This is a genomic window from Chromatiaceae bacterium (assembly GCA_024235395.1).
GTDB lineage: Bacteria > Pseudomonadota > Gammaproteobacteria > Chromatiales > Chromatiaceae > Thiosocius.
This window is the reverse complement of the sequence record JACKMK010000001.1, coordinates 1,606,449-1,633,258: the sequence shown is the minus strand read 5'-3', so window position 1 is coordinate 1,633,258 and position 26,810 is coordinate 1,606,449. Positions and strand designations below refer to the sequence as shown.

Genomic DNA, 26,810 nt, shown 5'->3' with positions numbered 1-26,810 from the left:
TGGGTGGCGGCATTGTAATGCCGGTGGGCAACCCGGCACTGCGCAGGGTTGGGTTCGTTCGGCCAATACGGTGTCGGGATGGCGCTCATCCGGCAGTGGATGTCCTCCCGGAATGCACTGCCCGACGCCGCATGCCGTCGTCGGCGCATCTCGGCTCATTGCCGCAAGCTATCGAGTCGCTACCCATAATCAATTAGCCAGCCGATCGACGGAAGACTATACAAGGCGGGACCTATGCATAAACAGTCGTGGAAACGACGGGAGAAAACGCCATGTCTGACAGCCAATGCCCTTTCCATCACACAGCGGGTGGAGGCAGATCGAATCGAGATTGGTGGCCTAACCAGCTGCAGCTCGACATCCTGCGACAGCATTCGTCGAAGTCGAATCCGATGGGTGCGGACTTCGATTACGCCGCAGCCTTCCAGAGCCTGGATCTCGATGCGGTCAAGCGGGATCTGCATGCGCTGATGACCGACTCGCAGGACTGGTGGCCAGCGGACTACGGTCACTACGGACCCTTCTTCATCCGCATGGCCTGGCATAGCGCGGGCACCTATCGCACCGGCGACGGACGGGGCGGTGCAGGGACCGGCAACCAGCGCTTTGCACCCGTCAACAGCTGGCCCGACAACGTCAATCTCGACAAGGCGCGCAGGCTGCTCTGGCCGATCAAGCAAAAGTACGGCCGCAAGATCTCCTGGGCGGACCTGTTCATACTGACCGGCAACGTCGCGCTGGAATCGATGGGATTCAAGACCTTCGGGTTCGCCGGCGGACGCGAGGACATCTGGGAACCGGAAAAGGACATCTACTGGGGCAACGAAGACACCTGGTTGGACGACAAGCGTTATTCCGGCCAACACGACAAACTCGAGAACCCACTCGCGGCAGTTCAGATGGGCCTGATCTACGTGAATCCCGAAGGGCCGAACGGTGAACCGGACCCGGTCGCAGCCGGTCGCGACGTCCGCGAGACCTTCGCGCGGATGGCGATGAACGATTACGAGACCGTCGCCCTCACCGCTGGCGGACACACCTTTGGGAAATGCCATGGCGCCGGACCGGCCAGCCATGTGGGCCCCGAACCCGAAGCGGCCGGCATCGGTGAACAGGGACTGGGATGGAAGAGCAGCTATCGCAGCGGCAAGGGGGGCGACCAGATCGGTAGTGGCCTCGAGGGCGCATGGACCCCGACACCGACCCAATGGGACATGACCTACCTGGAGATGCTGTTCGGCAACGAGTGGGAACTGACCAAGAGTCCAGCGGGCGCCTGGCAGTGGACGCCGAAGGAGGCCACCGACGGCAACCAGGCGCCGGCGGCCGAAGATGGGTCGCAGAAACGACCGATCATCATGACGACCGCTGACATGTCGATGCGGATGGATCCCGTCTATGAACCGATCGCACGGCATTTCCTCGCAAACCCTGACGAGTTTGCGGATGCCTTCGCCCGGGCGTGGTTCAAGCTGACCCATCGCGATATGGGACCCCGTTCCCGCTACCTTGGCCCGGAGGTGCCTGCCGAGCAGCTGATCTGGCAGGACCCGATCCCCGAAGTCGACCATGCGTTGATCGACGACAGCGACATAGCGGGACTGAAAGACAGGGTCCTCGGGTCCGGCCTGTCTGTCGCCGAGCTGGTTTCGACCGCCTGGGGCTCCGCATCGACCTACCGCGGTTCCGACATGCGAGGCGGTGCCGACGGCGCCCGAATTCGCCTGTCACCGCAGAAAGACTGGGAGGTCAACCAGCCCGATCGCCTGGCAAAGGTGCTCGAGGTGCTCGACGGGATTCAGAACGCGTTCAATGGTGCACAGTCCGATGGCAAGAAGGTGTCGCTGGCCGATCTGATCGTGTTGGCGGGTTGTGCCGGCGTCGAAAAGGCCGCAGCCAATGCCGGTCACGCGGTGACGGTGCCGTTTTCGCCAGGCCGCATGGATGCCTCGCAGGAGCAAACCGATGTCGAGGCCTTCGATGTGCTGGAGCCAATCGCCGACGGCTTTCGCAACTACCAGAAGGCGAAGTACTCCGTCTCGGCGGAGGAACTGCTGGTCGATCGCGCCCAGTTGCTGACGCTGACGCCGCCCGAGATGACCGTGCTGATCGGCGGCATGCGGGTCCTGGACACCAATGTCGGACAGACCCGGCATGGCGTCTTTACCGATCGACCGGAAGCGTTGACCAACGACTTCTTCGTGAATCTGCTCGATATGGGCACCACCTGGAAGTCGACCTCGGCCGATGACGATACGTTCGAAGGGACCGATCGTGCGACCGGCGCATCCAAGTGGACCGGCACGCGCGTCGATCTGGTGTTCGGCTCCAACTCGGAGTTGCGCGCCCTGGCCGAGGTCTACGCAGCCGCCGATTCGCAGGAAAAGTTCGTCAACGACTTCGTGGCGGCCTGGAACAAGGTGATGAACCTGGACCGCTTCGACCTCGCTTGACCTCGGACGCAAGCTGTCGCGTGCCTCGTATGGCCGCTATGGAGGCCTGTCGGAATCGCGAGCGGTAAGCGGGCGCCGTTTCAGAACGGTCTGGAACGGCGCCTTATCCCGGAACCCTCGGCTGCGGATCCCGGCTTGGCACTCGAGCGTACCTATCGTGCGCCATGCCTGGCCGAGGCTCGCTGTCGTTGGCCCGACACGGATCGGTTTCGCGCCCGCACGGGCCCGCTACTCCTGTCGGTCCGCCTTCGCGAACAGCCCGAGTTCGTACTCCAGGTTGTAATGACCAAAGACGAGATTCGCCTCGCGCCTGAGTTCTTCGAATACCTCTTGTGGGTCCGCGCCTTCGGCGATCCGCTGGTTCACCAGTGATTCGAGCGTGTCCCTGAATTGGGTGTTCATGGCAATTCCTGCTGATTGAGTCTCGATAGATCACGACGGGCGTGTTCGGTGCCCGGTCGTCCCGCGAGGATCGCGGCATCGACAACTAGGGTCCGTGGCCGCCGCCGCGGGGCGTCGTTAAACGTGTGACGACGGCGTTCGCCCTGTATCCAAGTCTAGATCACCCAGGATGGGCGACGTGTCACATCGCCGGGCGTCGGGTCGACAGGGAGGTGTCATGGGATTTCCCGCGAGGACAGGGAAAGGCAGCGGCCTTTCGTGACACCGGGAACAAGTTCAAGATGGACGCGACGCGCGACGTCGAAGCGGCGGTCAAACCCGGCACCAATCGACAGAAGCGCGCGTCAACCGTCGATGTGACGTACGGGTCGCAGGAAGTAGCGCTCGCCCTCGTACTCGGTGGCCTTGAGTGCGCCCTCGGCCAGCAGGCCCTCGACCAGTCCCCATCCCGCCTGGTCGGCGTCCACCAGGCGTCTGACGTCCGCCTCGCGCATCGGGTGCACCGCAGTGACCGCGAGGAGGTCCACGCGCGCGTCGCCGGTATGCGCAAACTCGCCAACCTCGTGTCCGGTAAGCAGCTCCACGGATCGCAGGTGTCCAGCGAATATCTGGTGTGCGCGAATCAGGCCCGCCTCATCGGTGGCGTGCGCCGTGTCGAGTGTGGTCGGACGCGTCGGTACCGCGATATAGGCCGTATCTGGTGCGATCCTGGCCAGGAAGTCCGCGGTGCCGCCCAGCGAAGTGGCATCGTCGTTGATGCCCGCTATCAGCATCGTGTCAGTGATAAGGGTGCCTGCGAAGTCTGCGGCGAAGTCTTCGATGCCCTGAAGGACGGTTGCGAGGACAAGCGCCCGGTGGGGGCGGTTGAGCTGGCGCCAGGCACCTTCGTGTATCGTGTCGACCTTCACCGATACCAGGTCGGCATGATCGAGACGTGCACGCACCTCTTCACGCCACAACAGGGTACCGTTGGTGATCACCGCGATCGGGATCTCGAGGTCGCGCAACACCTCGATATGTCGGCCCAGCCCACTGTCGAGCGTCGGCTCACCGTCCGGAACGAACGTAAGGTAATCGATCGGGAGTCCGCGAGCCCTGAGCTTCCCGACCCGTCGGGTGACGGCCTCGTGAATCTGCGTCGTGCTGAAAAAAGTCCTCGGTTCGACGATCATTTCGGTCGTCGGTCCGACCTGGCAATAGATGCAGGCGTAGCTGCAAGACTTCGCGGTGACGTTGTTGACGCCGAGACTCTGGCCCAGTCGACGTGACGGTACCGGGCCGAATGCAATGTGATGTTCGGGTTGACCACTCGGCATCGTATTTCGACCAAGGCGAAGTGCGCAGAGCTCAAAATTAACCGAAAACCCGCTGCCTTGCGACGCCGCCCGCTTGTGAAAAGGGCGCGCCTTCGCGTGTATCGGAAAGTTCCCGGACGTTGCAGGCGACTATTGTCGGAATATCGTCCGCCAGCCGGCCCGTGTCGAACGCGGGGCCGCGTGCCGGGGCACAGACGCCTGCCGGTCAAAAAATCGTGTTTTCGTAGTGATGTCGATCTGTGACACAGCGGCTGACGCGGAGTTCTACGGGGCTTCCATGCAACGTCAGCGCTACGCGCTCGATCTCGAGCAAGGGTGTGCCGACCGGCAGATCCAGCAGCGACGCGTCCTGGTCCGAAGCCGCTACGGCGCGCAAGCGCTCCTGAGCACTGTGGATGGTTATCCCGAACTTCTTTTCGTACATCTCATAGAGCATGTTCGGCAGCTCGCACGCTCCGACTTTGCCCAGTTCACCGAAGGGTGTCGATGGCAGCGTGATGGTCTCGAGCATGGTAGGCCGACCGTCGAAGGTTCTTATGCGTTCGATCCTGACGATGGAACTGCCTGCCGGCAGCTTCAACTTGGACGATTCCACGCTCGACGCGCGCTTGCGGCGGCATGACAAGGTCGTGCTGTCCGGCAGCACCTTGTGGCCGGCGTTGTCCGCGATATGGAAAAAATGAAACAGGGCGCGTTGGATGTCGTGGTTCGCTACAAATGTTCCCCGGCCCTGCTTGCGTTTCAGCACGTTGTGTTCGACCAATTCGGCGATCGCCTTGCGAACCGTTCCCTGGCTGACACCGAGTTGCTTTGCAAGATGCATTTCACTGGGAATGATCTCTCCGGGCGACCACAGCCCGTCGCGAAGGTTCGCGACAAACAGTTCCTTGATCTGCATGTACAGCGGGCCGGCGCCTCTGGCGTTGGAGAGCAGCAATCGAATCTCCTCTGGAGGAATCTGCGCCCGGAACGACACTGACACTACTGTCCAGGCGCGTTCCGAGTTTAGTCATGTATAGGACTCATGCCAACCAATTCGTGGTGTGAAACCCAGGCGCCCAGAAAATTTTCTGCGTGCATGCCGCGAAGACACGGAAAAATTTTGCAGATTTCACAGTGGCTTGCGGACTTTCTGCGCTTCAATGAGATAACTCTTATATAAGACTAGTTGACTAACTCGGTTGGCGTGCTACCTTTCCCAGGACCGATCGGATTCGTTCGCGCGTCCATGTCCGTCCGGTCGAACTCGGGAGAACAAAATGATCGACTTTGTGGTGCATGACGAAGGCGACAGCGTCGGCGTTGTCGTCGTGGAAGGCGTGAAGGCCGGTGACGATATCGTCGGGTGGATCATGGATCAGGACAAAGAGGTCACATTCACGGCGGCGAGTGACATACCCATCGGTCACAAGCTGGCGATTAGGCGCCTCGAAAAGGGTGACACGGTGATCAAGTACGGCGTGGATATCGGCAAGGCCGTCGCGGATATCGGCAAAGGTGAGCACGCCCACGTGCACAACATCAAGACCAAGCGTTGGTAGTGACCGGCCGACCAGCGGTCACGTCCACGTCGAACACATCGGAGAGCGCAATGACCCGAGACCTCAGCAAGGCCACCTTTCTTGGATATCGACGTGAGAACGGGCGCGTGGGTGTCCGCAACCACGTCATCATCCTGCCGGTTGACGACCTGTCAAATGCCGCCTGCGAAGCCGTGGCGCACAACATCATGGGCACGATGGCGCTGCCTCACCCTTACGGTCGCCTGCAGTTCGGTGAAGACCTGGAGCTCCACTTCCGCACCTTGATCGGCACCGGCGCCAATCCGAACGTGGCTGCCGTGGTCGTGATCGGGATCGAGAACGGCTGGACCCAGCGCATCGTGGAGGGCATTGCGGCGACCGGCAAGCCGGTGACCGGTTTCGGTATCGAGCAACACGGCGATCACGAAACGATCATGAAGGCCTCCAAAGTGGCGAAAGAGTATGTGCAATGGGCCTCGGAACTCCGTCGCGAAGAAGCCCCGTTGAAAGACCTCTGGGTATCAACGAAGTGCGGTGAATCGGACACCACGTCTGGCTGCGGAGCCAACCCCACGGTCGGAAATGCCTTCGACAAGCTTTATCCGCAGGGCGCAACACTGTTGTTTGGTGAGACCTCCGAGATCACCGGTGGCGAACACCTGGTGGCGGCGCGTTGTCGCAACGATGAGGTACGTGACCGCTTCATGTTCATGTTCGATCGCTACCAGGAAATGATCAATCGTTTCAAGACCTCCGATCTGTCGGAGTCACAACCCACTAAAGGGAATATTGAGGGTGGGCTAACCACCATCGAGGAAAAGGCCCTCGGCAATATCCAGAAGATCGGCAAGAAGTGCATCGTCGACGGTGTGCTCGACAAGGCAGAGGCGCCTTCGGGGCCGGGCCTGTGGTTCATGGACTCCTCGTCCGCCGCTGCAGAGATGGTTACGCTCGCCGCCGCCGCGGGCTATGTCCTGCATTTCTTCCCTACCGGACAGGGCAACATCATTGGCAATCCGATCATCCCGGTAATCAAGTTGTGCGCGAATCCGCGCACCGTGCGCACCATGAGCGAACACGTCGATGTGGACGTTTCCGCTCTGCTACGCAAGGAAATGACGCCCGACGCTGCGGGCGAAGCGTTGCTCGACAGCATGTTCAGAACAGCAAACGGGCGACTCACCGCGGCCGAGGCGCTAGGGCATCGGGAGTTCGTGCTGACCAGGCTTTACGAGAGCGCATGACGCGCCCGCATTCGTATTCCGGGGTGTGACTGGGCAGACACGTCGGCAAGAACCGTTGGGCTGGAGGATCGAGTGATGCGGAAGGTGGTCGATGTCTGGTGCCTGCCTTTGACCGGGGTACTTTTCGGGGTGTTTCTGCTCAACCTGCTGATCGGCAAGTCGGCCCTGGTATTCGATTTTCAGCCGATCCTGCACATCGGGGACGTGGCCGAGTTTTTGATCCTTTTCGCCGCGGTCATCTGCTTCGTCATCGAGGTGCTGCGTCGCGAAATGTACGAAGCCGGACCCAAAACAAATTCTGCCGAAAAGGTGGAGGAGGAGACCAAGTGAAACGCAAACCTGAAACACTCGAATCCATCGAGCGTCGTCGCTTCCTGGCGCTGACCGGGAAATACGGATTCACCGCCGCTGTGGTCGCAGGGGCTTCGGGCAGCCTATTGATCAGCGGGGAGGCAGCCGCGGCCACTGCGAAGGAGGAGAGAGAGCGTGAAAAGGCGGCTGCATACAAGATGACGATCGCAACCGCCTATGTGCTCGGTGCATCGCGCAGCTACCCGATCATGCAACTGGACTTCAAGGAGAACATCCAGAACATGACCAACGGCCAGGTGTACGTGAAGCTTGCGCCGGGTGGCCAGCTGGGTGCCGGCGGTGCGCTGGCGCAAAAGGTCCAGCAGGGGACGATACAGGCGGCGCAGCATTCCCTTTCCAATTTTGCCCCCTTCGCACCGACTGTGGACCTGATCAACCTGCCGTATTTCTGCGGGGAGAATCAGCGTTTCATCAACCTCGTTTCGTCGGACGCATGGCGCAAGGAGGTCGATCCGAAGGTCGAGGAGAAAGGCTTCAAGCCACTGTGGTATGTCGTGATCGATCCGCGGGTCGTGGCCTTGCGCAAGGGCGGTGACGGTCCGATCAAGACACCCGACGACCTCGCGGGTATCAAGTTCAGAGTCCCTGGATCCCAGATGCTTCAGCAGTACTACCGTGCGATCGGGGCGAACCCGACCCCGGTCGCCTGGGGTGAGACGCCATCGGCCATCAAGCAGGGTGTCGCCGACGCATTGGACCCGGCAGTGGGCGCCTTGTTCGTGTTCGGTTTCAAAGACATCCTCTCGTGGGTGACCTTTACCCGGGCCGTACCCGATGCGCAGGTCTATTCGTGCAACCTGGAGTGGTTCAATGGACTGCCGCTCGCGGTGCGCGAAGGTATCGAGTTCGCGAGCGAGGTGACGTCTCATCAGAACCTGTCGAAGGTGCCGGCGGCACGCGCCTACGCGATGGCAGAGATGAGCAAGTCGGGTGTCCAGTTCTATTCCCCAACGAAGGACGAGTTGGCGCAGTGGGTGCAGAAGGGTGGCCATCAGAACGCTGAATGGGACTCCTATAAGAAGGAGCTGGCGGGCTCCATGGCGGCTTTCGACAAGTTGCTCGACGCCACCAACACGCAGGGACGTTATTACGTCAACGATGCCTGAGCCACCGGTGCGCGGGTCTCCTCTAACCGGGTGACCCGCGCAGGCTTTCGTCTCGGTCCGAACAGGGGGGCGTCGTTGTGCGACTGTTACTGAAACAGATCGACCAGAACTGCGAGCGCTGGCTGCTGCTGGTCTTCTACACCATGATCGTGGTGACCATCGGCAGCGAGGTCCTGCGTCGCTTCGTGCTTTCCTATTCGTCGATCTGGGGCGAGGAGGTGGCGCGATATGCCTTCATCTACCTCGTCTGGATCGGGGTCGCGGCTGCTGTCCGCGACCGGGCACACATCCGTATCGACGTGCTGTTGCATTTCCTGTCGCCCCGCGGCAAGGCATTCATCTACCTCACTGGCGACTTCGTCATGCTGGCAGTCGCGTTGCTTGCCCTGTATTTCTCGTTCGAAACACTGGCGACCTCCATCAAGTTCGGGTCCGTCACTCACGGCCTGCGAATCGCCCAGGCCTGGTTTCTCGCCGCAGTGCCGTTCGGCTTCACATTGACCTGCTTCCGCCTGCTGCAGTCGATCTGGCGTGACTGGGGTGATATGCGAGGAGGACGTGCGGTATTCGAAGGCAACAGGTTGTTCGACTGATGGAACATCTCTATCAACAGGATGCCTTCGAACTGGTGCTGGGCTGGGAGTTCTACGTCCCGCTGTTGATCGCACTCGTCCTGATCGTGCTCGCCGTGCCGGTCTGGGCCGTGCTCGGCGTCACCTCGATCCTGATGCTGCACTTCTCCGGTGTCCTGCCGCTCTCGCTGCTCGGCGAGGCCCTGTTTGACGGGATCGATGCCTTTGCGCTGATCGCGGTTCCATTGTTCATCCTGACCGGGGACGTGTTGGTTCGAACCGGTCTCTCGCACAAACTGCTGGATGTCGCCGAAGCCCTGGTCGGGGGTTTTCGCTCGGGATTCGGTACCGCGACAGTGCTGGTATGCGGCTTTTTCGCGTGCATTTCGGGCTCAGACGCCGCGGGTGCTGCGGGCGTCGGCCGCATGACGATCGATCGCCTGGTGGCACAAGGTTATACACGACCCTACGCCTGTGCACTGGTTGCCGCGGGTGCCTGCACGGGCATTCTGATCCCACCGTCGATTGCCTACATCATCATCGGTCTGATCCTGGGGATATCCGCATCGACGTTGTTTCTTGCCGCGATGGTGCCCGGGCTGCTGATCATGCTGACGATCATGATCACGAACATCATCATGAACCGGATAAAAGGCTACGAGAATGCAGACCAGGGGTTTTCATTCCGTCGCCTGTGGAAGGCGGTTTACGAAGGACGTTATGCGCTGATCGTCCCGTTCATCATCCTCGGTGGCATCTACAGCGGTATCTTCACCCCCACCGAAGCGGCCGCTGTCGCGGTTGTGACGACGATCATCATCGGGTTGTTTCAGCGCACCATCACGCTCGCTGATTTTCCGAAGATGCTGGCGAGTTCGGCCAAGGTCAACGGGGTAATAGTCCCGATCATCGCATTTTCACTGCCGCTGGCCCAGACGCTGGCCGCGCTCGAAGTCCCTCAGGGGTTCGTGCACGTGATGACCTCCATGACCGACAACACAACCGTGATCATCCTGATGATGATATTCATCCTGATCGTTGCCGGCTGCGTCATGGAGACGACACCGAACATCGTGATTCTTGCGCCCATCATGCTGCCTCTTGCCCAGGAGATCGGCATGAACGAGATCCACTTCTGCATCATGATGGTGACGTCGCTCGGCGTTGGTTTCATAACGCCGCCACTCGGTCTGAATCTGTTCGTGGTGTCCGGTTTGACGGGCACCCCGATCCTCAAAGTGGCCGGCCGGGCATTGCCCTATGTCGTGGCCATGTTGTTTGTCGTTCTGCTGCTTGCCTTCGTGCCCGAGCTTTCGCTCTGGGCGCTGGATTGAGGGCGGCCGTTGCAACCTTTGTCGATCACATTCATTGCGAGATCCAGTTATGACTGTCGAATATCTGAAAAAGGCGGAAAAGACCGCGGCCAGCGGTGAAGACGACACGCGCAAGATCGTGTCTGAAATGTTGTCGGCGATCGAGGTCGGTGGAGAGGAGAAGGCGCGCGAGTACGCTGCGAAGCTCGACAATTACACCGGCAATATCGTGGTCACGCCCGAGGAGATAGAAGCCGCTACCGCCAGGGTGCCGCGGCAGGTGAAAGATGACATTCAGTTCGCCTACGACCGGGTGCGCGGCTTCGCCGAGAAGCAACGACAGGCGCTGATCGATTTCGAAGTCGAACTCTCGCCGGGTCTGTATGCCGGACAAAGGCAGATACCCGTGGCCACGGCGGGATGCTACGTGCCGGGTGGGCGTTATTCCCACGTGGCTTCGGCCGTAATGTCGGTGGCCACCGCCAAGGCGGCCGGTGTGGACCATGTGATCGCCTGTTCTCCTCCAAAGCCCGGTGTGGGCGTGAATCCCGCAATCATCTATACGGCCAACCTGTGCGGTGCGGACACTATCCTTGCAATGGGTGGCGTGCAGGGCATTGCCGCCATGGCATTCGGACTGTTTACCGGTCATGCGGCGGACATCCTCGTGGGTCCGGGTAACCGGTTCGTCGCCGAAGCGAAGCGCATGTTGTTTGGTCGCGTCGGTATCGACCTGTTCGCGGGTCCGACGGAGATCGCGGTGATCGCCGATGAAACGGCCGACCCGGCGATCGTTGCCAGCGATCTCGTCGGTCAGGCCGAGCATGGCCTGGACACCCCTTGCTGGTTGATCACACTGGATCGGGCCTTGGGCGAAAAGGTGATGGCACTGATGCCCGGACTCATTGCGAAGTTGCCGGATACCGCACGTACGGCCGCCGAAACGTCCTGGCGCGACTATGGTGAGGTGGTGTTCTGCTCCGACCGGGAAGAGGCCGCGCAGGTCAGCGACGACTATGCCTCGGAACATCTCGAAGTGCAGGCGCGTGACCTGGACTGGTGGGTCAAGCGTCTGCGCAACTATGGTTCGCTGTTTGTCGGCGAAGAGACCACGGTGGCCTTCGGTGACAAGTGCTCCGGCACCAATCACATACTTCCGACCAAAGGGGCCGGGCGATACACCGGTGGTCTTTCGGTCGGAAAATTCATCAAGACCGTGACCACCCAGCGCATGAGTCGCGAGGCCAATCGTGAGGTCGCGGCGGCGGCCGCCAGGATCTCGCGCCTCGAGGGGATGGAGGCGCACGCGCGGACCGGCGATGATCGCCTGTCCAAGTATTTTCCCAACGAATCCTTCAACCTGCAGCCCGCAGCCGTCGAGTGATGCCGGAGTTCAACCTCGCGGGAAAGGTGGCCCTGGTGACGGGTGCCACATCCGGTATCGGCCGGCGGCAGGCGATTGCGCTGGCGCGGGCGGGCGCGGCCGTGGTGCTGGTGGGGCGGCGTGAGGCGCAACTGAACGAGGCTGTGCTCGAGATCGAGTCGTCGGCGGGCAGGGCCACGGCGCTTGCGGCCGACCTTGGTGATCGCGCCCTGCTGCCGGCGTTGGCGGAGCAGGCCGCGACGTCGTTCGGATCGATCGATGTACTGATCAACGCAGCGGGCGTCAATTTTCGCCAACCGGCCGGGGAGATCACGCTCGACAGCTGGGACAAGACCCTGAATCTCAACCTTGCCGTGCCCTTTTTTCTTGCGCGCGAACTCATACCGGCGATGAAGAAGAAAGGCTGGGGGCGCATCATCAACATCGCGTCGCTGCAATCGACCCGTGCCTTTCCGAACGGCCTGGCTTACGGCGCCTCCAAGGGAGGGGTTGCCCAGCTGACACGTGCGATGGCCGAGGCGTGGTCGCGTCACGGCGTCAACTGCAACGCGATGGCGCCCGGCTTCTTCCCCACCGAGCTCACGGCACCCGTCTACGAGAACCCCGAACTGCTGGACAGGCTGGCGTCGCAAACCACGATCGGCCGCAATGGGGAACTGGCGGATCTGGACGGGTTGACGGTGTTTCTGGCCTCGCCGGCGTCTGACTATCTCACGGGCCAGGTGATTCATCTCGATGGCGGCTTCACGGCCAAATAGGCGGGACACACATGAAAGCATTGGTGTACACGGATACCCTCGAGGTCCAGTATCGCGACGAACCGGACCCCGTTCCGGGTCCCGGCGAGGCGCTTGTGAAGATCGAGGCCGTCGGGATCTGCGGTTCCGACATGCATGCCTATCACGGGCAGGATGCGCGGCGGGTGCCGCCGCTGATCCTTGGGCACGAAGCCGTGGGTGTCGTCCAGAACGGTGCACAGAAGGGGCGACGGGCGGTACTCAATCCGTTGTTGACCTGTGGCGTCTGTGACCATTGTCAGGGCGGACGTTCCAACCTCTGCGCCAAGCGCGAGCTGATAGGCATGCGCCTTGCCGGTGCCTTTGCGCAGTACATCGTCATCCCCGAACGCAACCTGCTCGACATGCCGCAGGACATGGACCCGGTGATCGCCAGCCTTGCCGAACCGGCAGCCACGTCGTTGCACGCGATCTACCTGGCAGAACGGGTGCTGCATCGGCCCCTGTCCGAATGCCGGGCCCTGGTGCTGGGCGGTGGTTCGATCGGTGCGTTCGCGGCGCTGATGCTGAAGGGCAAAGGCTGTATCGATGTCTGGCTCGGCGATACCAATGCCCTGAGAAGGGCGACGGCCGAACGGCTTGGCTGTTGCGACGTCTATGACCCCCTGGGGGATGACCTGCCGGACGAGAAGAGCTTCGACCTGGTCATCGACGCCGTCGGGAGCGGTCGGACCCGCGCGGCATCATGTCGCTTCGTGGCGTCGGGTGGCGTCATTTCCCACGTCGGTCTGCAGGACAACGAGCCCGGCCTGGACACCCGCCGTATGACCCTGGAAGAGATCACCCTGCTGGGCAACTACACCTATAGCCCGGTGGATCTGCGTGCCGCCATTCAGGCGTTGTATCGGGGGGCACTGGGTCCGCTCGATTGGGTGGAAACGCGCCAGTTGTCGGAAGGTGCGGCAGCATTTCGAGATATCCACGAGGGCAGGGCCGCGGCGCCGAAAATCGTCTTGCGACCCTAGGGCGGGGGAAGCGCTGCGGGGGCCGGATACCTGTCCGGTCTAGCAACCCGGCGCGTTCGATCGAACCCTTGTCCCGGCTCGGAACCCGCGGAAAACGGCATCGTATCCCCTTATACTGGCATCTCCGCATTCCCGGGTGCCCCAACGCCATGTCCGCCGTCGTGTCCACCATCGAGCCACTCCATGCCACACAGCAACAGCTGTTGGGCGTCTATCTTCCGGCCATGCGGCGACGTTTCAAACACGAGGTCAACCGCATGACCTCCGGTGCGATGGCCGAGCGACTCGCCGGACGTGCAGATGCCGCGGACCTGAGCTTCCTGCTCAGCTATCTCTACGCCTACCACTGGCTGCGGCACAACGTGCATGCCGCCTACCTCGAGCGCGTACTGGCGGGCTTCGGTGCCCCGGCGCGCCGTTGGTTGATGGACCTGCTACTGAGCGACAGCGGTGATGCCTTCGTCCGCGGTTACATCGACCACTGGCTCGAGGTCGGTCCCGGTGGCCCCGTGCAGCAGCGCGAGTTGTTGCGGCTGCTGGAGGCGCAGGGCGGGGACCCGGAGCGACTCGTCGCCCACGTCCGGGGTCTATGGGACGCGCTTGGGTTGTTCGGCAAGGACTACAAGGCCGCGTACGCTGACCTGGCCCGGCTGGAACGCGAGCGCTACGGCGACATGCTCGGTGAACACGACCTGCAGCGTCTCGCGCTAATCGACACGTTGCCGGACCGCGTTCCCGATAGCGCCCGGCCGCGGCTTGCAAAGGCCGGCATCATCCCCGCGATGGGTTGTCCCCAGACGTGCCGGCACTGCATGTTCATATGGCGGCCACCGAAGCCGGCCGCTGCCGATCCCGATCTGGTGTACCGCACTGTCGATGCGCTGTCCGACAACGTGCTGTTCACCGGCGGCGACCTCACCCGGCACATGGAGGCCTTCTACAGTGCCATCCGTGCGATGCGTCATGTCACGACCTTCGCGATCCTGCTGAACGGCGATTTCGCCAACGACAGCACGGAGACCGGGCGCGTCATCAAGGCCATGGCCGATGCCGTCCGTGGTCGACCCGGTCATTGGCCGAAGGCACGGGTACTGCTGCAGATCAGCTTCGACGAGTTTCACCAGGAGGTGATCGTCGACAAGCGTGGTCAGCTCGCCGAACGCATCCCGGTGGCCAAGATCGCCAACATCGTCGAGACAGTGCCACGATATGCCGCACAGGTGCAGCTTGCGCTGCTGCACAAGCAGACAGGTCTGAATTTTTCCATGGACGTGCTGCACAAGGGCGTGTTCGCGCGCCTGGTGAATGCCCTGGGAGAGCGCGGTCACCAGGTGCAGGTGTTGTCGACCGCGCCCTCGGAACGCCTGAAACGCAACCCACAGTCGCCGGACAAGCTGGCGCCGGTTCTCAAAGATGCCAGCTTCGTGCTGACCGCATTCCCGGATGCTCCGATCCTGATGACCAGTTCCACCATCGATGGCTATGGCCGTGCCGAGTTGCTGGACGAGGGTGAGACGGTCAAGGAAAAGGAGCTGCTGGATGCGGTGCTGGTGAAGGGGGCAGCAGCGGGCGAGCGTTTCGATATCGATCTGATGTTCTGGTTCAACGGCTGGGTAACGCTGTTCAACGCAGTGCATCTGTGCATGGGCGACCTCTACAACGACGGCGTCGACACCATACTGGCGCGCCAACGCAAGGATCCGCTGATCCATGCGCTGCATCTGTTCGATCGGCGTCTGCCGCAGCTGTACGCCGAGGTGCGGGACGATCTCGACGCCCTGATCCACAAGGCCACCGGCCCGCACCATCTGTTCCACATGCTCACCGAATACAGCGACGTACGTCTGCACCTGACCCGGCGCTTGATCGCGCTGGATCAAGACGCCGGATAGGGGCTCAGTCCAAACGCCGGTCTGCGATGCGTTTGCCGATCACCGTCAGCGCTGATGCGTGTGCGAACGGTTTGCCGTTGGTCACCGCGCGGCCGGCCGATGAGGCAGTGAGCATGCTTCCGGCGGGACTGATCAATTCGCCCTGACCCCCGGCTCATCGAGACTTCTCTGTCGCGACGATCTGTCAGGGCAGCGCGTTGCCGTCGATCACGGTGACCGGTTCGACATAGCCGGAGATCACGCCTCGCGCGCTGCTGCCGAGCGGTGTCGGGGCAGGGGGCGCGGCGACGCAGATCTGCGCGGAATTGGAAGCTCCACTGTCCAGTTCGCCGACGAAGGTCTCGAGCTGGTAGATCCCCTGATAGCGTCTGGTCGTCAACTGATTGATGAATCTCAGATCGCCCTGATAACGAAACAGCGTGCCTCCACGGATCACTCGCAGATAGGCGCTGGGCCCGAAACTCGGGTCCACCCGTACGTCCATACCGATGCTGGTGATCGTCAATGTCGTGCCGGCTGGTACCGGAATGATGTCGCACGCCTCCACCGAGCCGGGCGAGGCAGACACGTCGAAGACCAGTTGGTAGGGTTGTCGGGCAGAGGTCACAGGCACCGGGTTGATGTCGGAGTTTATCACCGTCACCGGCACGCTGCTCGCGGCGAAGACGCCGCCTGCGCTCAGCATGGCCACCAGGCCGACAGCGCAGGTGATGGGCGAGCGCCGCAGGATTGTAGATTTCATCGTCAGTGTCCTCCAGGTCGGGGATGCCTCTCGCCGAAGCATCGTCATGTCACTCGAAGCAACTTTTGTTCCCTGCGGGGACACGATGGCCCGAACTTCCCAAATCTCAGGGTGTTGGAGGGTTTCCGCCGAATCGGCGGGAGCGGATGTCGCCTGATCTCAGCTGCAGGAGTAAAGAATTTCGACACTGAAATCAGGGTTTTCACCGAATCCGTGAGTGATGGGCCACGGCCACAACGAGAGAGCAACGCGTCCACCGTGGCGACCGGGCGCACGAGGCTTTGGCTATGCTTGGACGACCATTCATCGGTGGCCGTGCCTGCGGCTTGGAAGGAGAACGCCGAATGACGGGCCCATCCCGCATCTCGCACAATCTACGCTTCGTCGCCGCGTTGTTGCCTCCGCTGGCGTTGTTGGCTGGCACCATTGCGGTGGTCACGCTGGTCGATGCGCGCATCCCCGGTGCACTCGGCCTCGCACTGGGCCTGATTGCCGGGGGCGCGGGTGTCCTCGGGGTATTGCTGGCGTATTGGAATGTCGTCGACTGGTCCAACCTCGCGATCATTCGGCGCTCCATGAATCAAGGCGACAGCCCGTTCGAAGACGGCACGGTGATCGCATTCGAGGGTCGGACGTGCACGGATGGGCCGCCCATCTACCCGCCATTCAGTGCCACCCCCTGCGTCGCCTACACCTATGTTGTCTCGGGCCAGGGGTACGCGCGGCAGGGGGAGCGCAGGCGGGTGGAGCTCGCCCAGGGTTTTCACCTCGTCAAGACCCGGATCGACGGGGGCTCGAAGAGTCTCGCCCTGGGTTCGTTTCCGAGTGTCGAGGACGATCTGCGCGAGGACCTCAAGGGCGCAGAATGCCGGGCGCAGCTGGAGGCACTGCATCAGCGATTGTCCAAAGATGTCGCGAGCGCCGGTCAGCGTGAACGACATGCGACCCTTCTTGCTGCGCGCGCAGCGGAGGTCGATGAATTGCACCACGACTTTCTGATGGCGCCGCTCGATGGCGATGCCGACGGCCTGACGATAGAGCAGGAGATACTTCCGGTCGACGAGACGGTGTGCGTGGTCGGCACCTACGATGCACAGCATCACGCGATCACCGCGCGGCACCCGCGCATCGGGCCCAACCTGATGGTCTATCGCGGCAGTGCCGGTGAGGTCCTGGAGAGGGTCGGCGGCAGTGTACGTGGCTACTTCAAGACGGCAGTCGGGTTGTTGACCACGGCTGCGCTGATTCTGGCGGCGGCACTTGCTTCGCCGATCTGGCTGTCGCTGATGTCGCCCCTGGTGTGAACACCGCCCCTGTGCTCCGTTGTGCTGGCGAACGCCGCCGCTACCCGCTTCGCTCTTCGCTGCTCTGGGTGATCGGAGAATGAGCGACCAATTGGCATAGCGGGTCTCGGTCCGATCCGGTATCGCCTACGGAGCGTCCGCGGCGCAGCGAAATCCGATCGAGCCGTAGATCGACTCGCCCTGTGCCGGCGGTTTGGTGTTGCGGAACGAACTGCGCAGGTTGACGCGGTTCTCATCCCATGAGCCACCGCGCGCAACGCGTTGTCGGCTATTGGCTGGGCCGTCCAGATCGCCTTTCGCGTACAGGGATGCAATCGCGTCGGGGGCATACCAGTTTGCGGTCCATTCACCGACGTTGCCGTGCATATCATAGAGGCCGAGTGCGTTGGGCGCGCGGCTGCCTACCGGCCAGGAGGCGTCCTTCCAGCAGCCGTCGGGCTCCTGCTTCGATGGCTGTGGGCTGACCTCGTCAAGAATGGCCTGCTTGCAACTGACATCGTCCCCCCATGGATAGGCGGTCAGGCTGCCTGCACGTGCTGCCGTTTCCCACTCGGCCTCCCTTGGCAGTCGTGCGCCAATGGCCGCACAAAAATCGACCGCCTGTTTCCAGTCCACGCAGTTGACCGGGTGGCTATCGCGTTCCGGGTGGTCGTAATTGCAGTACATATTGAGGCGGCTGTCGAGTGGGCGGGTACACCTGCCGGATTCGACACAGGCGCGATAGTCGGCCACGGTCACCTCGTGCCTGTCGATCAGGAAAGCGGGCACATTGACCGGGACGCCGCCGGGCGGACCTTCGTCTGATTCACATAGCGCGTCGCCGATCGAGCAGCCCATCGAGAACGTGCCTGCAGGCACGCGGATGCGTTCTGCGGCCGATGCGGACATCGATACGAGAAGGCTTACGGCGATGACGATGGTGTGATGCATTGGTATGTCCCCTCATTCTTCGGTTTGACCGCCATGGACCAATGCGAACAACAGTCCCTTTTCGACCCACAGGTCGACCCTCAGCCCGCGCACCTGCACTGCGAGTGGAGATTCACCCTTGCCGACGTTGGGGATCTCGCCGAACCTGGAGCGATCATAGGTGACCTGATAGAGCGTGTCCGACCCACCGTCATCGTCGTGCAGGCGCAGTTGCGCCGCGGTGACCCCCCTCACGCTGCAATAGCGGCCACCGGCAAGGCCGAACGACGACGCCTGCCAATTCGACGGCTCGAGCAATTGAAACTCCAGTTCGTCGAAATACGGCCGCAGGTCATCCAGCGTGCTCCCAACCACCTCCAATGGCCGCTGTTTCAAATGGTTCATCGCGACTTCATCGGCGATCTGCCGCGACAAATCCTGATCCGTCCAGTCCAGCGTCAGACCCACGAGCAGGGCAAGGAGTAGCGATGCAGCCAGCGCGACCAGGGCCGGTCGGCGCCGCGACCTGCTCCCGTTAGCGCGCTGCTGCAGTGATCTGAGCTGTTGCCACTGGGCATCGTCCAGCTCGCGTTGCTGCAGGTGTTCGACAATGCGGTGTTTGAAACCCGTGTTCATGGGTGCTCCCCACCCGTCGCGTCAGGTTTGCCGTCCAGCGCTGCGCGCAGCTTGTGGCGCAAACGGTGAATGCGTGACAGCACTGTGCCCCGTCGGCTGCCGACCACTGTAGCGATCTGCGCCGCGGTCATGTCCTCGACTGCCCAGTAGTAGAGAATCTCGCGTTCGAATGCGTCCAGTATGGACCAGATCGTCTCCAGCTGATCGCGATTGATCAAAAGGTCCTCGAGGCAATGGGTATCGATCGCGAGCAGTTCGGCATCTTCGTTCGTGCCGGTCTGTACCGGACTGTTGTTGTGACGACGCGCCATGTCGATGAATCGGTTGCGCATGACTCTATGTGCATATGCCTCCGGGGAGACCAGCGGGCCTGCCGGGCGCTGCAGGCAACGTTCGACCGTGTCCTGAAGCAGGTCATATGCCTGGGTATCATCACCGCATAGCGTGTAGGCGTAGCGATACAATCGATTGAGTGCCGGGCGGTCAAACAACTCCGTACTCCCGATCAGAGATGTCGATCCAGCGTCGTTGCAACAGCTCGCCCAATCGTGCGGCTTCGAGTGAGGGGTGTGCCGCCAGTTCGTCAATGCACATCGGGGTATCGCATGCGTCGAGCAGTTGCCACAACGCTTCGTCGGTAGCGCCTGCCGATGTACCGGTCGCATGCCTCTCGGCGACGATGAACCAATCGCCAGCGGCGATATGCATCAAGGGCGGCACGTATGGCATCCGGTGCAGTGTCCAGATTTGGTGCACCGGCCATTTGCTGCGCATCCATGCCACGCGCTTGGCGGGGCTGATCATCAGTTGCGAGCTATTCAGCCGGTTGAGCAGGTCGAGGTGCAGCGGCGGGTCCTCATCTCGGTAGTAAAGGGTGTGACACAGCCATTCCAGGCGTACCAGATCCGGCAGCCACGGCAATTCCGAAAATGCTGCCGACCGTCGCGTGAGTTCCTCGGTCAGGTCCACGAATGCGCTGCCGAACTGATTGAGGTCCGCGTGCCGCGACGGATAGTGGCGGACGCAATCGGCAGCCATCGCGTCGAAGCAGTTGTCGCCGACCAGGCGTCTGCAGACAGGGTAGACGTCCCGCAACGCCCTGGCTCGGGTGCCGCGGCTGCTGCTGCGGTACACGCGGCAGCCGTCTTGTGCGCTCATGCCACCTGGCTCCATTGCCAGCCCAGGTGGTAGACCGTGAGGCGCCTGGGCGTCTATCGCATCGGCGATTGCGGTCTGCCAGCGCGCCAGGTCGCGGCGAAGGGTCACGCGGCCAGCGCCTTCGATTGGCTGACGATTCGCTTGGCGCGGGCGACCTCCTCGAGCAGCACTTCCAGGTCCGGTATGTCGTTGTCCCATTCGATACATATCGGGGTGTCCGGTGTCGAGCGGATAAGTTGCCGAAACAGCGCCCAAACGGGTTCGCTCACCGGATGGTTGTGGGCATCGATCAGGTAAGGCCCCCTGTTCTCAGACCCGGCGAGATGGATCTCGCGGATGCGCGACAGAGGCAGCGCACCGAGTGCCAGCTGGGCATCCAGCCCGAAGTTCACCTGGTTTACATGCAGATTATTGACGTCACACAGCAGATCGCAGTCGGCTTCCTCGCAGAGCGAGCCGAGAAACTCGGCCTCGGTCATTGGTGCGGCAGCCCGCACGTAGGCGGACACGTTCTCGATGACCAGACGCTGGCCGAGCACGTCCTGTGCCTGTTCGATACGCCGTGCGATATGATGTAGCGTCTGCTCGTCGAAGGGCAGCGGCAGCAGTTCGTGATAGTGTCGCCCGGCGTGGGCAGTGAAACAGGCATGGTCGGATATCCATGCCGCACCGACCCGCTCAGAGATGTCGCGCACCGTCTTCAGATATTTGATATCGAGTGGATCGGTACCACCTAGGTTCATGCCGACACAGTGCAGCGTCACCGGAAAGCGCGCAGCGATGCGTTCGAGCTGACGCGGCGTCACGCCTCCGCGTGCGAGATAATTGTCGGTCAGCAGCTCGACCCAGGGTACACCGTGATCGTGCTGCATCAGTTGTTCGAAATGAGGGTCGCGCAGACCTATGCCGACGCCAGACACAGGTCTGCGCTCGCAGAATGGATCCAGGGCAGCCATGGTCTCTACTTGGCCGGTTTCACTTTGGCGATCATGCCGCCCGTGATCTTTTCACAGGTACCGGCAGGCACGTAGACCCACTCATTGTCTGCGTTGTCGACCGTTGCCTGGCTTGCACAGCCGTGCTTGCCGTCGAGGGCGCCGCAATCATTCTTTCCTGCCTTTGCGATGCCGGCGCATTTCTCCCAGGCCTTGGGAGAATCTGGTACTGCAGACGCAGTATTTGATGCCAATAGCGTGCCAGCGGCCAGCAGGCTCGCGAGTGCAGCGTTGCTGCGTGTAGTCGAAATCATCGATTGGAATCTCCCTAGTGTCTGTAGCAACTGAGGCCCGGAATCCGGGCGCTCATAGGTTTGACGATCGGTGCACGCCATTGATTGCGTCGCACATGACTGCCAACACCAGATGTTGGTCCGCTCGATGAACTGGAGACCCCGTCCACTGCGGCAATCGAGCGTGCGGGTCAGGCGCAGCACGCGCAGCGTCTCGCCGACGGGTAGACGATCTGCACAATCATGGCGACAAACTGGCATGGTTGATCCGCGTCTTCCCACCTAGGCTTCACACAACGTCAACCACCAGTGAGGTCACGGACATGCAACACCAACCGATACTCGTCATCGGGGCCAGCGGGAAGACCGGGCGCCGCATCGCCGCGCAACTCGCCGAGCGTGGCTACCCGGTGCGTCGTGGATCGCGGCATTCGGCGACGCCGTTCGATTGGGACGACGCGGACACCTGGCCGGCCGCACTCGCGGGCGCGCATGCCGCGTATATCTCCTATTTTCCCGACCTGGCCTTCCCGGGGGCACCGGAGAAGATCGAGGCCTTGACCCGCGCAGCGGCCGCGGCAGGGGTAAAGCGCCTGGTCCTGCTGTCCGGTCGCGGCGAGCACCACGCCCAGCGCTGCGAAGACATCGTGCGGAACAGCGGCCTGGAATACACCCTGGTGCGTGCGGCCTGGTTTGCGCAGAACTTCAGCGAGGGCTATCTGCGGCAGCCCGCACTGAACGGTGTGGTCGCTCTGCCTGCCGGCGATGTTCGCGAACCGATCGTCGACGTAGACGACATCGCCGACGTCGCGGTCGCCGCGCTGAGCGAGCAAGGCCACGCGGGGCAGTTGTACGAGGTGACGGGGCCGCGCCTCCTGACGTTTGGCGATGCGGCGGCCGAGCTGTCACGCGCGATGCGCAAAACGGTCCGTTATCAGCCGATCACGCTCAAACAGTTTCACGCGGCGATGCAGGACATCGCGGGACCCTTGGTTGCAGGCGTCTTCACCGAGATCTGCCGCGAGGTGCTCGACGGGCGCAACGCATCACTGGGAGGCGGTGTCCAACGGGCGCTGGGCCGACAGCCTCGCGATTTTTCCGAGTTCTGTCGCACGGCGGCCGCGGGTGGGGCCTGGGAGCAGGCCGCTTGAGCGATCCGCGAAGCGCCGCGAAGGTGCAAGTCGGTGTCAGGGCTCCTGTAGTGGGCTCCTGGCGTGCGACGAGGCAGGGCGCTGCAGTCACGCGTGCAGCCGCTGCGCCCACCTGTCTCTACAGCTTGGGCGAAAGGTGCTGTGGCGGCCTACCCGCGGCGATGGTCGATTTCCAGTTCCGCATGCCGCCGAAGGACTTGTAGCCATTCTCGGTATGTCCGCCGTGGCAGCCGATGCAACGCCGTGCCTCGCCGGATCGCAGCGAGTGCGTGATCTGGTCGCGGACGAATACCGTGCCATCCTCCGCCACGCCGCGCATCTTGATCGGCGTCTCGCACGGGACTCTCACCGCCAGTGAGCCGTCTTGCTCCGGTCGTGCGTAGCCGAGCAACGTGAGTTTGTGGCCGTCCAGGGTGACGTCTTCCGGTCTTGCCTTGCTTTGGGGCACGCGGTTCGGCGCGGCCTCGTAGATCGCCAACGCGGCGAGGTCCTTGGGAATCGAGTAACCCGCTTTGATGCACGAACCGCCCAATTCACGGCATGGAATGCGCTTCGAGTTTCTGTCGTCGTTTGGGTAGAGCTCTGCGAAGGTCGCGTCGATCACCTCCAGGGTGCAGTACGCCTCACCGTACTCGTCGCGTTGGATCTCGCGCACCTGCTGATCGGGCATGGGTTTGCCGTAGATCCGTTGATACGGCAGCGCGATATCGGGGCTGAACTCGTGTCGATCGGGATCATCGACAATCTTGACCATGTCGTCGCCGGGCCGCTTCGACGGTATTCGGGTCGTGCGATAGATGCCCAGGTTGCATCCGGGGCCGCCGCGCAGGTACTTGTCATTGGCGTTCTCGAGTTTCAGACCGGAATAGCAAAAACCATCGGCGAGCGTCAGCATCACCTGGTTGCCAGGAATACCGACCGGCCAACTTGCCTTCCCGTAGAACCGACCGGTCTGCGGGTCGCGCAGCGTCGGATTGTCTTCTTCCTGCCCGTAGGGATTGATCACCGTGATCCTCGGGATCAGGTTGCCCGGTCCCGTCGCCCCCTCAACACCGTGCGGCAGGCGCTCGATGGACAGCACCTGACCCTGGCCGCCGACATGGTTGAGCCGGTAGTAGTTGCCGGTCAGCAGGTCGCCGCCGGTGCGTTCACCGTAGAAATGCAACGAGAGGATACCCTCGACCGTTTTATTCTGAGACCGATAGATTCCGGCGTGTGCACCAAACACCGTGAACTCGTGACCACCGAACTGATCCGTCATCGTCATCCACCACTGGTTGGGGATGGTGGTGATGCCCTGGCTCAGTTTTTCGTCGGCGCGGAAATTCGCCGAGAGGATGTTGCCGTCCGACAGCACGTAGGGATGCAGGACTGCATCGTCATGCGGCCCGATGTTGACGGCATTGCTGCCGTCGGCGTTCGCGGTATAGCGCTGCAAGGCCCAGGACGTCGGTGCCACCTTCCCGGGCAGGTAGACCGGCCGGACCTTGGCGCGGTTGGATACGAAGATCAACTTGTCGTTGCTGATCCATTCCGGATGCATGTCCCATTGGCCACCCGGCGTGTCCCAGGCGTTGATCCGGCCGGTCGCGATGTCGTAGATATGGATCTGCGTCTTTATGGTGCTACCCAGTCGCGGTATGGGCAGGTTACCGTTGAGTGTCCACGTGGTCGGATTGAAGTTTCTGGCGAATGCCACCCAAAACGCGACCTTTGTCGCGTCAGGACTGACACGGCCGTCCAGCGCGGCGCAGATCACTGAATCATCGCCTATGCAGTCGTAGATCGTGGTCTCGTAACCGTCGGCATCGCGGTAGACCAGGTTCGCCTCTTTGAAACCGCCGACGATATGCACCACTTCCGGCAGCGGATCGAAGGCGCTGATCGCATTGGCGCTGATCGTGTGGTCATTCAGGGTTGCCGTGCGCTGCGTGCGCTCGGACCAGGAGTAGACGATGGGGAATGGTTCATCGAATCCGCCGGGCGGTTCTGATTGATCGGGTGCGGGTTCCGGGGGTGGGCCCGGATCGTCCACGATCGGTTTGGGTGCCCCCGGCAGCGGCTTTGGCTTGGGTATCTCAATCGGGCCGGGGAGTGGCGCTGTCCCGGGTGTGTCCACAGGCACCGGCTTCTTGGTCGATTTCGTCGGCGCGGCGGACCTGGTCACCGTCGCCGGCTGCGGCGAGCCTGGTACTTCCAGCAGTTGGGGTGCCTTGGGCAGGCCCAGGTCGACGGGCGCGCCAGGCAACGCGGCGTTGGCATAGGGTGCGCAGACCAGCAGGAGGCCCAGCGTGGTGCGTGACAGGCGTCTCGAACGCCGAAAGCTGGCAGAAATACTCATCGTTCACAGGCAGTCATGGACTACCATGAATTGTCCGCAGACAGCGGCCGGTGGGCTGTTAACTCGCCCACAGTATGGCAACGGTGCGTCATCCGATCGGCGCAAATTTCCCTGTGCATAGTCAGTGCTCTCCTTAGCCGCTCCCGGCTGTGAGACAGCCCAGGGCCCGCCGGAGTTCCGATACACAGCGTGTTGCGAACGGTATTCCCAGTGGTGACTGGTGCCGGGTATCGAGGCGTTTGCGTCTCTCCTGCCCTTTCGTCACGGGCTTCATCGGTCCGCAGCGACCAGCGGCCGCTGCGTCGTCCGCGTCGGCGACCGCGGCCGGGCTACCGGCGCAGCCGCAGCATTCGAAACGTGCCCGACGCGATCGAAAATGCCCCCGTGGCGAGTTCGGCTTCGGCGGTGTTGAACGGCGTCGTGTTCGCGCGAAACACCACCAGCGGGACACCGTCATTGGTCGAGGCGAGGTCGGATCTCAGCTGTGCCAGGAGTTCGGCCGGCACCGTCGCCTCCCCGTCGTCCGAGAAGCGACAGGCAATCGCCAGCGAGCCGCTGGAGCCTTCGCCGGTCAGTTGCGCCACCACCTCGCCCTGGCCGTTGTTGCCGTTCCATTTCAGGTCCAGGTCGCTGCTCACGGAATGGTCTCCGCCGGTTGGGTCCGAGAGTATCAACGTTTCGGGCGCAGTGGTCGTCACGCTGAATGCCGACAGGTCGTCGCCACCGTTGCTGCTGAAGGTGTAGTTGGTGCCGTCGGTCACGAAGGACCGTGACAGCACGGAAAAATAAAAATTGCTGGTGATATCGCGGTCGATCGACACCGTCGTTGTGAGGCCGTTCGAACCCCGCAGATTCAGTTGCCGGCCGATGTTCAGGAAATCACCCGGTTCGCCTCCGACGAATGCCACGTTCTGGTAGCTGCACTGTTCGAATTCTGTCACCGGACTGCCGAGCGACGGCAGGCTTTCGAGGAGGTTCGGGGTCACGGCCGGTTTCCAGAACAACCCGGTAGCCGCCGTGCCGGTGTCGTCGCCCGACAACTTGAGCAGGTTGACGAAACCGTAACGTGTGTCGTTGTCGACTTGTTCGATCACGCTGAACGGTTGGACGGCAACCGAAAGAAACTTCAGTGTGCCGGGCTCGGTGAGCGCGGCTGCGACATACCAGGTGCCCTCCTTGTTCGCACCCGGGAGCTGATCGACATCGACAATCGGCGTGGCCGGAAACTCGAAGTTCGCAGGCAGGCTCAGGGATCTCAGCCATGGCGTGAAGCGGCGATTCCAATCCGGATACTCGTAGACCGCGCCATCGGGCGCAATCAGGCCGAAATGGATGTCCACGAGCCGCGGCGCCGCCCCGTTGTTGAAGCCCGAAAGCCACAACTGCGGTATCTCGCCATCCTCATAGATCGTGTTCTTGGAGAATACGCCGATGCCGACGTCCGCGAAGGGCGCGGACGACGCCAACAGCAGCCAGGCTGCAAACAGTCCTTTCTTCATTGTCTCGACTCTCGGTTGTTGATTGTTCGTAGCCACTGCGGGCTGGAGAGGTCGTCGTTGGTGCGAAGATGCAGGCTTTGTGCCATGTTGTTTTTTTTGAGCCGCCACCGGCTGTTAGTTCCCACGCGAAATCGATGGCGACGGCACCTGGGGCGAAACTGTAAACAATCGTGACGATGCGAGAGGCGGTCGGCGACGCTGACGGTGAAGGCCTCAACCCGCAGCGTGCGGAACCGAGCCCATCGCCATGTGGTCGCGCTTCAGATTGCGTGGCGGTGTTGGATACCAAGCGGGACAAGGTTGGTCGGAAAACCAGGGCGACCAGGCTGCATGAACCTCGCGGATTTTGTTTCACAACACCAGTTGCTCATCGGCGCCACCTAGGTGTTGGTACTTGTCGCGCTGGCGGGCACCAGCGTGTCGGACCTGTTCGGCGTGCAGCAGGCCGATCGCGATTCGGCGCACGCTCGTCGAGGAGCGGCCGTCTTCTCTGCGATGAAGGG

At 62.1% G+C, this 26,810-nt stretch carries 25 protein-coding genes; 13 read left to right on the top strand and 12 right to left on the bottom strand.

From position 1 onward, the window contains the following. Window positions 1-272: 272 nt before the first annotated feature. A complete protein-coding gene (gene katG / locus H6955_07595; protein ID MCP5313404.1) occupies window positions 273-2,453 on the top strand; it encodes a catalase/peroxidase HPI in 2,181 nt (726 codons plus the stop codon). A 228-nt stretch (window positions 2,454-2,681) separates the two neighbouring features. On the opposite strand, the gene H6955_07590 is transcribed toward katG, so the two are convergent. The 3 genes from H6955_07590 to H6955_07580 all read right to left on the bottom strand — a co-directional run bounded on the left by H6955_07590 (window position 2,682) and on the right by H6955_07580 (window position 5,108). Beyond that, complete coding sequence (locus H6955_07590; GenBank protein ID MCP5313403.1) at window positions 2,682-2,855, bottom strand: hypothetical protein; 174 nt, start codon at window positions 2,853-2,855, stop codon at window positions 2,682-2,684. 344 nt (window positions 2,856-3,199) lie between these two features. Then, the gene (locus H6955_07585) at window positions 3,200-4,171 is read right to left on the bottom strand and encodes a radical SAM protein (protein MCP5313402.1); all 972 of its coding nucleotides are present in this window, start codon (window positions 4,169-4,171) and stop codon (window positions 3,200-3,202) included. Window positions 4,172-4,376: 205 nt separating this feature from the next. After that, complete coding sequence (locus H6955_07580) at window positions 4,377-5,108, bottom strand: GntR family transcriptional regulator (protein ID MCP5313401.1); 732 nt, start codon at window positions 5,106-5,108, stop codon at window positions 4,377-4,379. A gap of 322 nt (window positions 5,109-5,430) precedes the next feature. Between H6955_07580 and H6955_07575 the strand changes: the two genes are divergently transcribed. From H6955_07575 to H6955_07530, 10 genes are all read left to right on the top strand, one after another. After that, a complete protein-coding gene (locus tag H6955_07575) occupies window positions 5,431-5,712 on the top strand; it encodes a UxaA family hydrolase (protein MCP5313400.1) in 282 nt (93 codons plus the stop codon). Window positions 5,713-5,762: 50 nt separating this feature from the next. Next, window positions 5,763-6,938 (top strand): UxaA family hydrolase, encoded by a 1,176-nt coding sequence (locus H6955_07570; protein MCP5313399.1) that lies wholly within the window; start codon window positions 5,763-5,765, stop codon window positions 6,936-6,938. 75 nt (window positions 6,939-7,013) lie between these two features. Next, complete coding sequence (locus H6955_07565; GenBank protein ID MCP5313398.1) at window positions 7,014-7,268, top strand: hypothetical protein; 255 nt, start codon at window positions 7,014-7,016, stop codon at window positions 7,266-7,268. Beyond that, window positions 7,265-8,416: a TRAP transporter substrate-binding protein gene (locus H6955_07560; protein MCP5313397.1), complete on the top strand. Its 1,152-nt coding sequence runs from the start codon at window positions 7,265-7,267 to the stop codon at window positions 8,414-8,416. The genes H6955_07565 and H6955_07560 overlap by 4 nt, the downstream gene beginning before the upstream one ends. Before the next feature lie 143 nt (window positions 8,417-8,559). Continuing rightward, on the top strand, window positions 8,560-9,009 hold the full coding sequence (locus H6955_07555) for a TRAP transporter small permease (protein ID MCP5313396.1): 450 nt from the start codon (window positions 8,560-8,562) through the stop codon (window positions 9,007-9,009). Next, entirely contained in the window at window positions 9,009-10,322 is a 1,314-nt protein-coding gene (locus tag H6955_07550) for a TRAP transporter large permease (protein ID MCP5313395.1), read from the top strand. Before H6955_07555 ends, H6955_07550 begins: the two co-directional genes overlap by 1 nt. A gap of 49 nt (window positions 10,323-10,371) precedes the next feature. Next, entirely contained in the window at window positions 10,372-11,685 is a 1,314-nt protein-coding gene (hisD, locus tag H6955_07545; GenBank protein MCP5313394.1) for a histidinol dehydrogenase, read from the top strand. Continuing rightward, window positions 11,685-12,443 carry an SDR family oxidoreductase gene (locus H6955_07540; protein MCP5313393.1) on the top strand — a complete coding sequence of 253 codons (759 nt, stop codon included), beginning with the start codon at window positions 11,685-11,687 and terminating at the stop codon, window positions 12,441-12,443. The genes hisD and H6955_07540 overlap by 1 nt, the downstream gene beginning before the upstream one ends. Before the next feature lie 11 nt (window positions 12,444-12,454). Then, window positions 12,455-13,447, top strand: a complete 993-nt coding sequence (locus H6955_07535; protein MCP5313392.1) for an alcohol dehydrogenase catalytic domain-containing protein — start codon at window positions 12,455-12,457, stop codon at window positions 13,445-13,447. 149 nt (window positions 13,448-13,596) lie between these two features. Further along, window positions 13,597-15,339, top strand: a complete 1,743-nt coding sequence (locus H6955_07530; protein ID MCP5313391.1) for a radical SAM protein — start codon at window positions 13,597-13,599, stop codon at window positions 15,337-15,339. A gap of 184 nt (window positions 15,340-15,523) precedes the next feature. On the opposite strand, the gene H6955_07525 is transcribed toward H6955_07530, so the two are convergent. After that, entirely contained in the window at window positions 15,524-16,081 is a 558-nt protein-coding gene (locus tag H6955_07525) for a hypothetical protein (GenBank protein ID MCP5313390.1), read from the bottom strand. Window positions 16,082-16,425: 344 nt separating this feature from the next. On the opposite strand from H6955_07525, the gene H6955_07520 reads away from it, so the two are divergent. After that, a complete protein-coding gene (locus H6955_07520) occupies window positions 16,426-17,385 on the top strand; it encodes a hypothetical protein (GenBank protein ID MCP5313389.1) in 960 nt (319 codons plus the stop codon). 126 nt (window positions 17,386-17,511) lie between these two features. Here the strand turns inward: H6955_07520 and H6955_07515 are convergent, their stop codons facing one another. The 6 genes from H6955_07515 to H6955_07490 are packed head-to-tail and all read right to left on the bottom strand — an operon-like array spanning window position 17,512 to window position 21,337. Beyond that, window positions 17,512-18,315 (bottom strand): formylglycine-generating enzyme family protein, encoded by an 804-nt coding sequence (locus H6955_07515; protein MCP5313388.1) that lies wholly within the window; start codon window positions 18,313-18,315, stop codon window positions 17,512-17,514. A gap of 12 nt (window positions 18,316-18,327) precedes the next feature. Beyond that, the gene (locus H6955_07510) at window positions 18,328-18,930 is read right to left on the bottom strand and encodes a hypothetical protein (protein MCP5313387.1); all 603 of its coding nucleotides are present in this window, start codon (window positions 18,928-18,930) and stop codon (window positions 18,328-18,330) included. Then, window positions 18,927-19,421, bottom strand: coding sequence for a sigma-70 family RNA polymerase sigma factor (locus H6955_07505; protein MCP5313386.1), 495 nt, complete (start codon window positions 19,419-19,421; stop codon window positions 18,927-18,929). The genes H6955_07510 and H6955_07505 overlap by 4 nt, the downstream gene beginning before the upstream one ends. Further along, on the bottom strand, window positions 19,414-20,196 hold the full coding sequence (locus H6955_07500; GenBank protein ID MCP5313385.1) for a putative DNA-binding domain-containing protein: 783 nt from the start codon (window positions 20,194-20,196) through the stop codon (window positions 19,414-19,416). Before H6955_07500 ends, H6955_07505 begins: the two co-directional genes overlap by 8 nt. Then, on the bottom strand, window positions 20,193-21,044 hold the full coding sequence (locus H6955_07495) for a DUF692 domain-containing protein (protein MCP5313384.1): 852 nt from the start codon (window positions 21,042-21,044) through the stop codon (window positions 20,193-20,195). The genes H6955_07500 and H6955_07495 overlap by 4 nt, the downstream gene beginning before the upstream one ends. Before the next feature lie 5 nt (window positions 21,045-21,049). After that, window positions 21,050-21,337, bottom strand: a complete 288-nt coding sequence (locus H6955_07490; protein MCP5313383.1) for a DUF2282 domain-containing protein — start codon at window positions 21,335-21,337, stop codon at window positions 21,050-21,052. A gap of 302 nt (window positions 21,338-21,639) precedes the next feature. On the opposite strand from H6955_07490, the gene H6955_07485 reads away from it, so the two are divergent. Further along, window positions 21,640-22,467 carry an NAD(P)H-binding protein gene (locus H6955_07485; protein MCP5313382.1) on the top strand — a complete coding sequence of 276 codons (828 nt, stop codon included), beginning with the start codon at window positions 21,640-21,642 and terminating at the stop codon, window positions 22,465-22,467. Window positions 22,468-22,585: 118 nt separating this feature from the next. On the opposite strand, the gene H6955_07480 is transcribed toward H6955_07485, so the two are convergent. Next, window positions 22,586-24,808 carry a hypothetical protein gene (locus tag H6955_07480; GenBank protein ID MCP5313381.1) on the bottom strand — a complete coding sequence of 741 codons (2,223 nt, stop codon included), beginning with the start codon at window positions 24,806-24,808 and terminating at the stop codon, window positions 22,586-22,588. Window positions 24,809-25,137: 329 nt separating this feature from the next. Next, complete coding sequence (locus H6955_07475) at window positions 25,138-26,307, bottom strand: hypothetical protein (GenBank protein MCP5313380.1); 1,170 nt, start codon at window positions 26,305-26,307, stop codon at window positions 25,138-25,140. Between the last annotated feature and the right edge of the window lie 503 nt (window positions 26,308-26,810).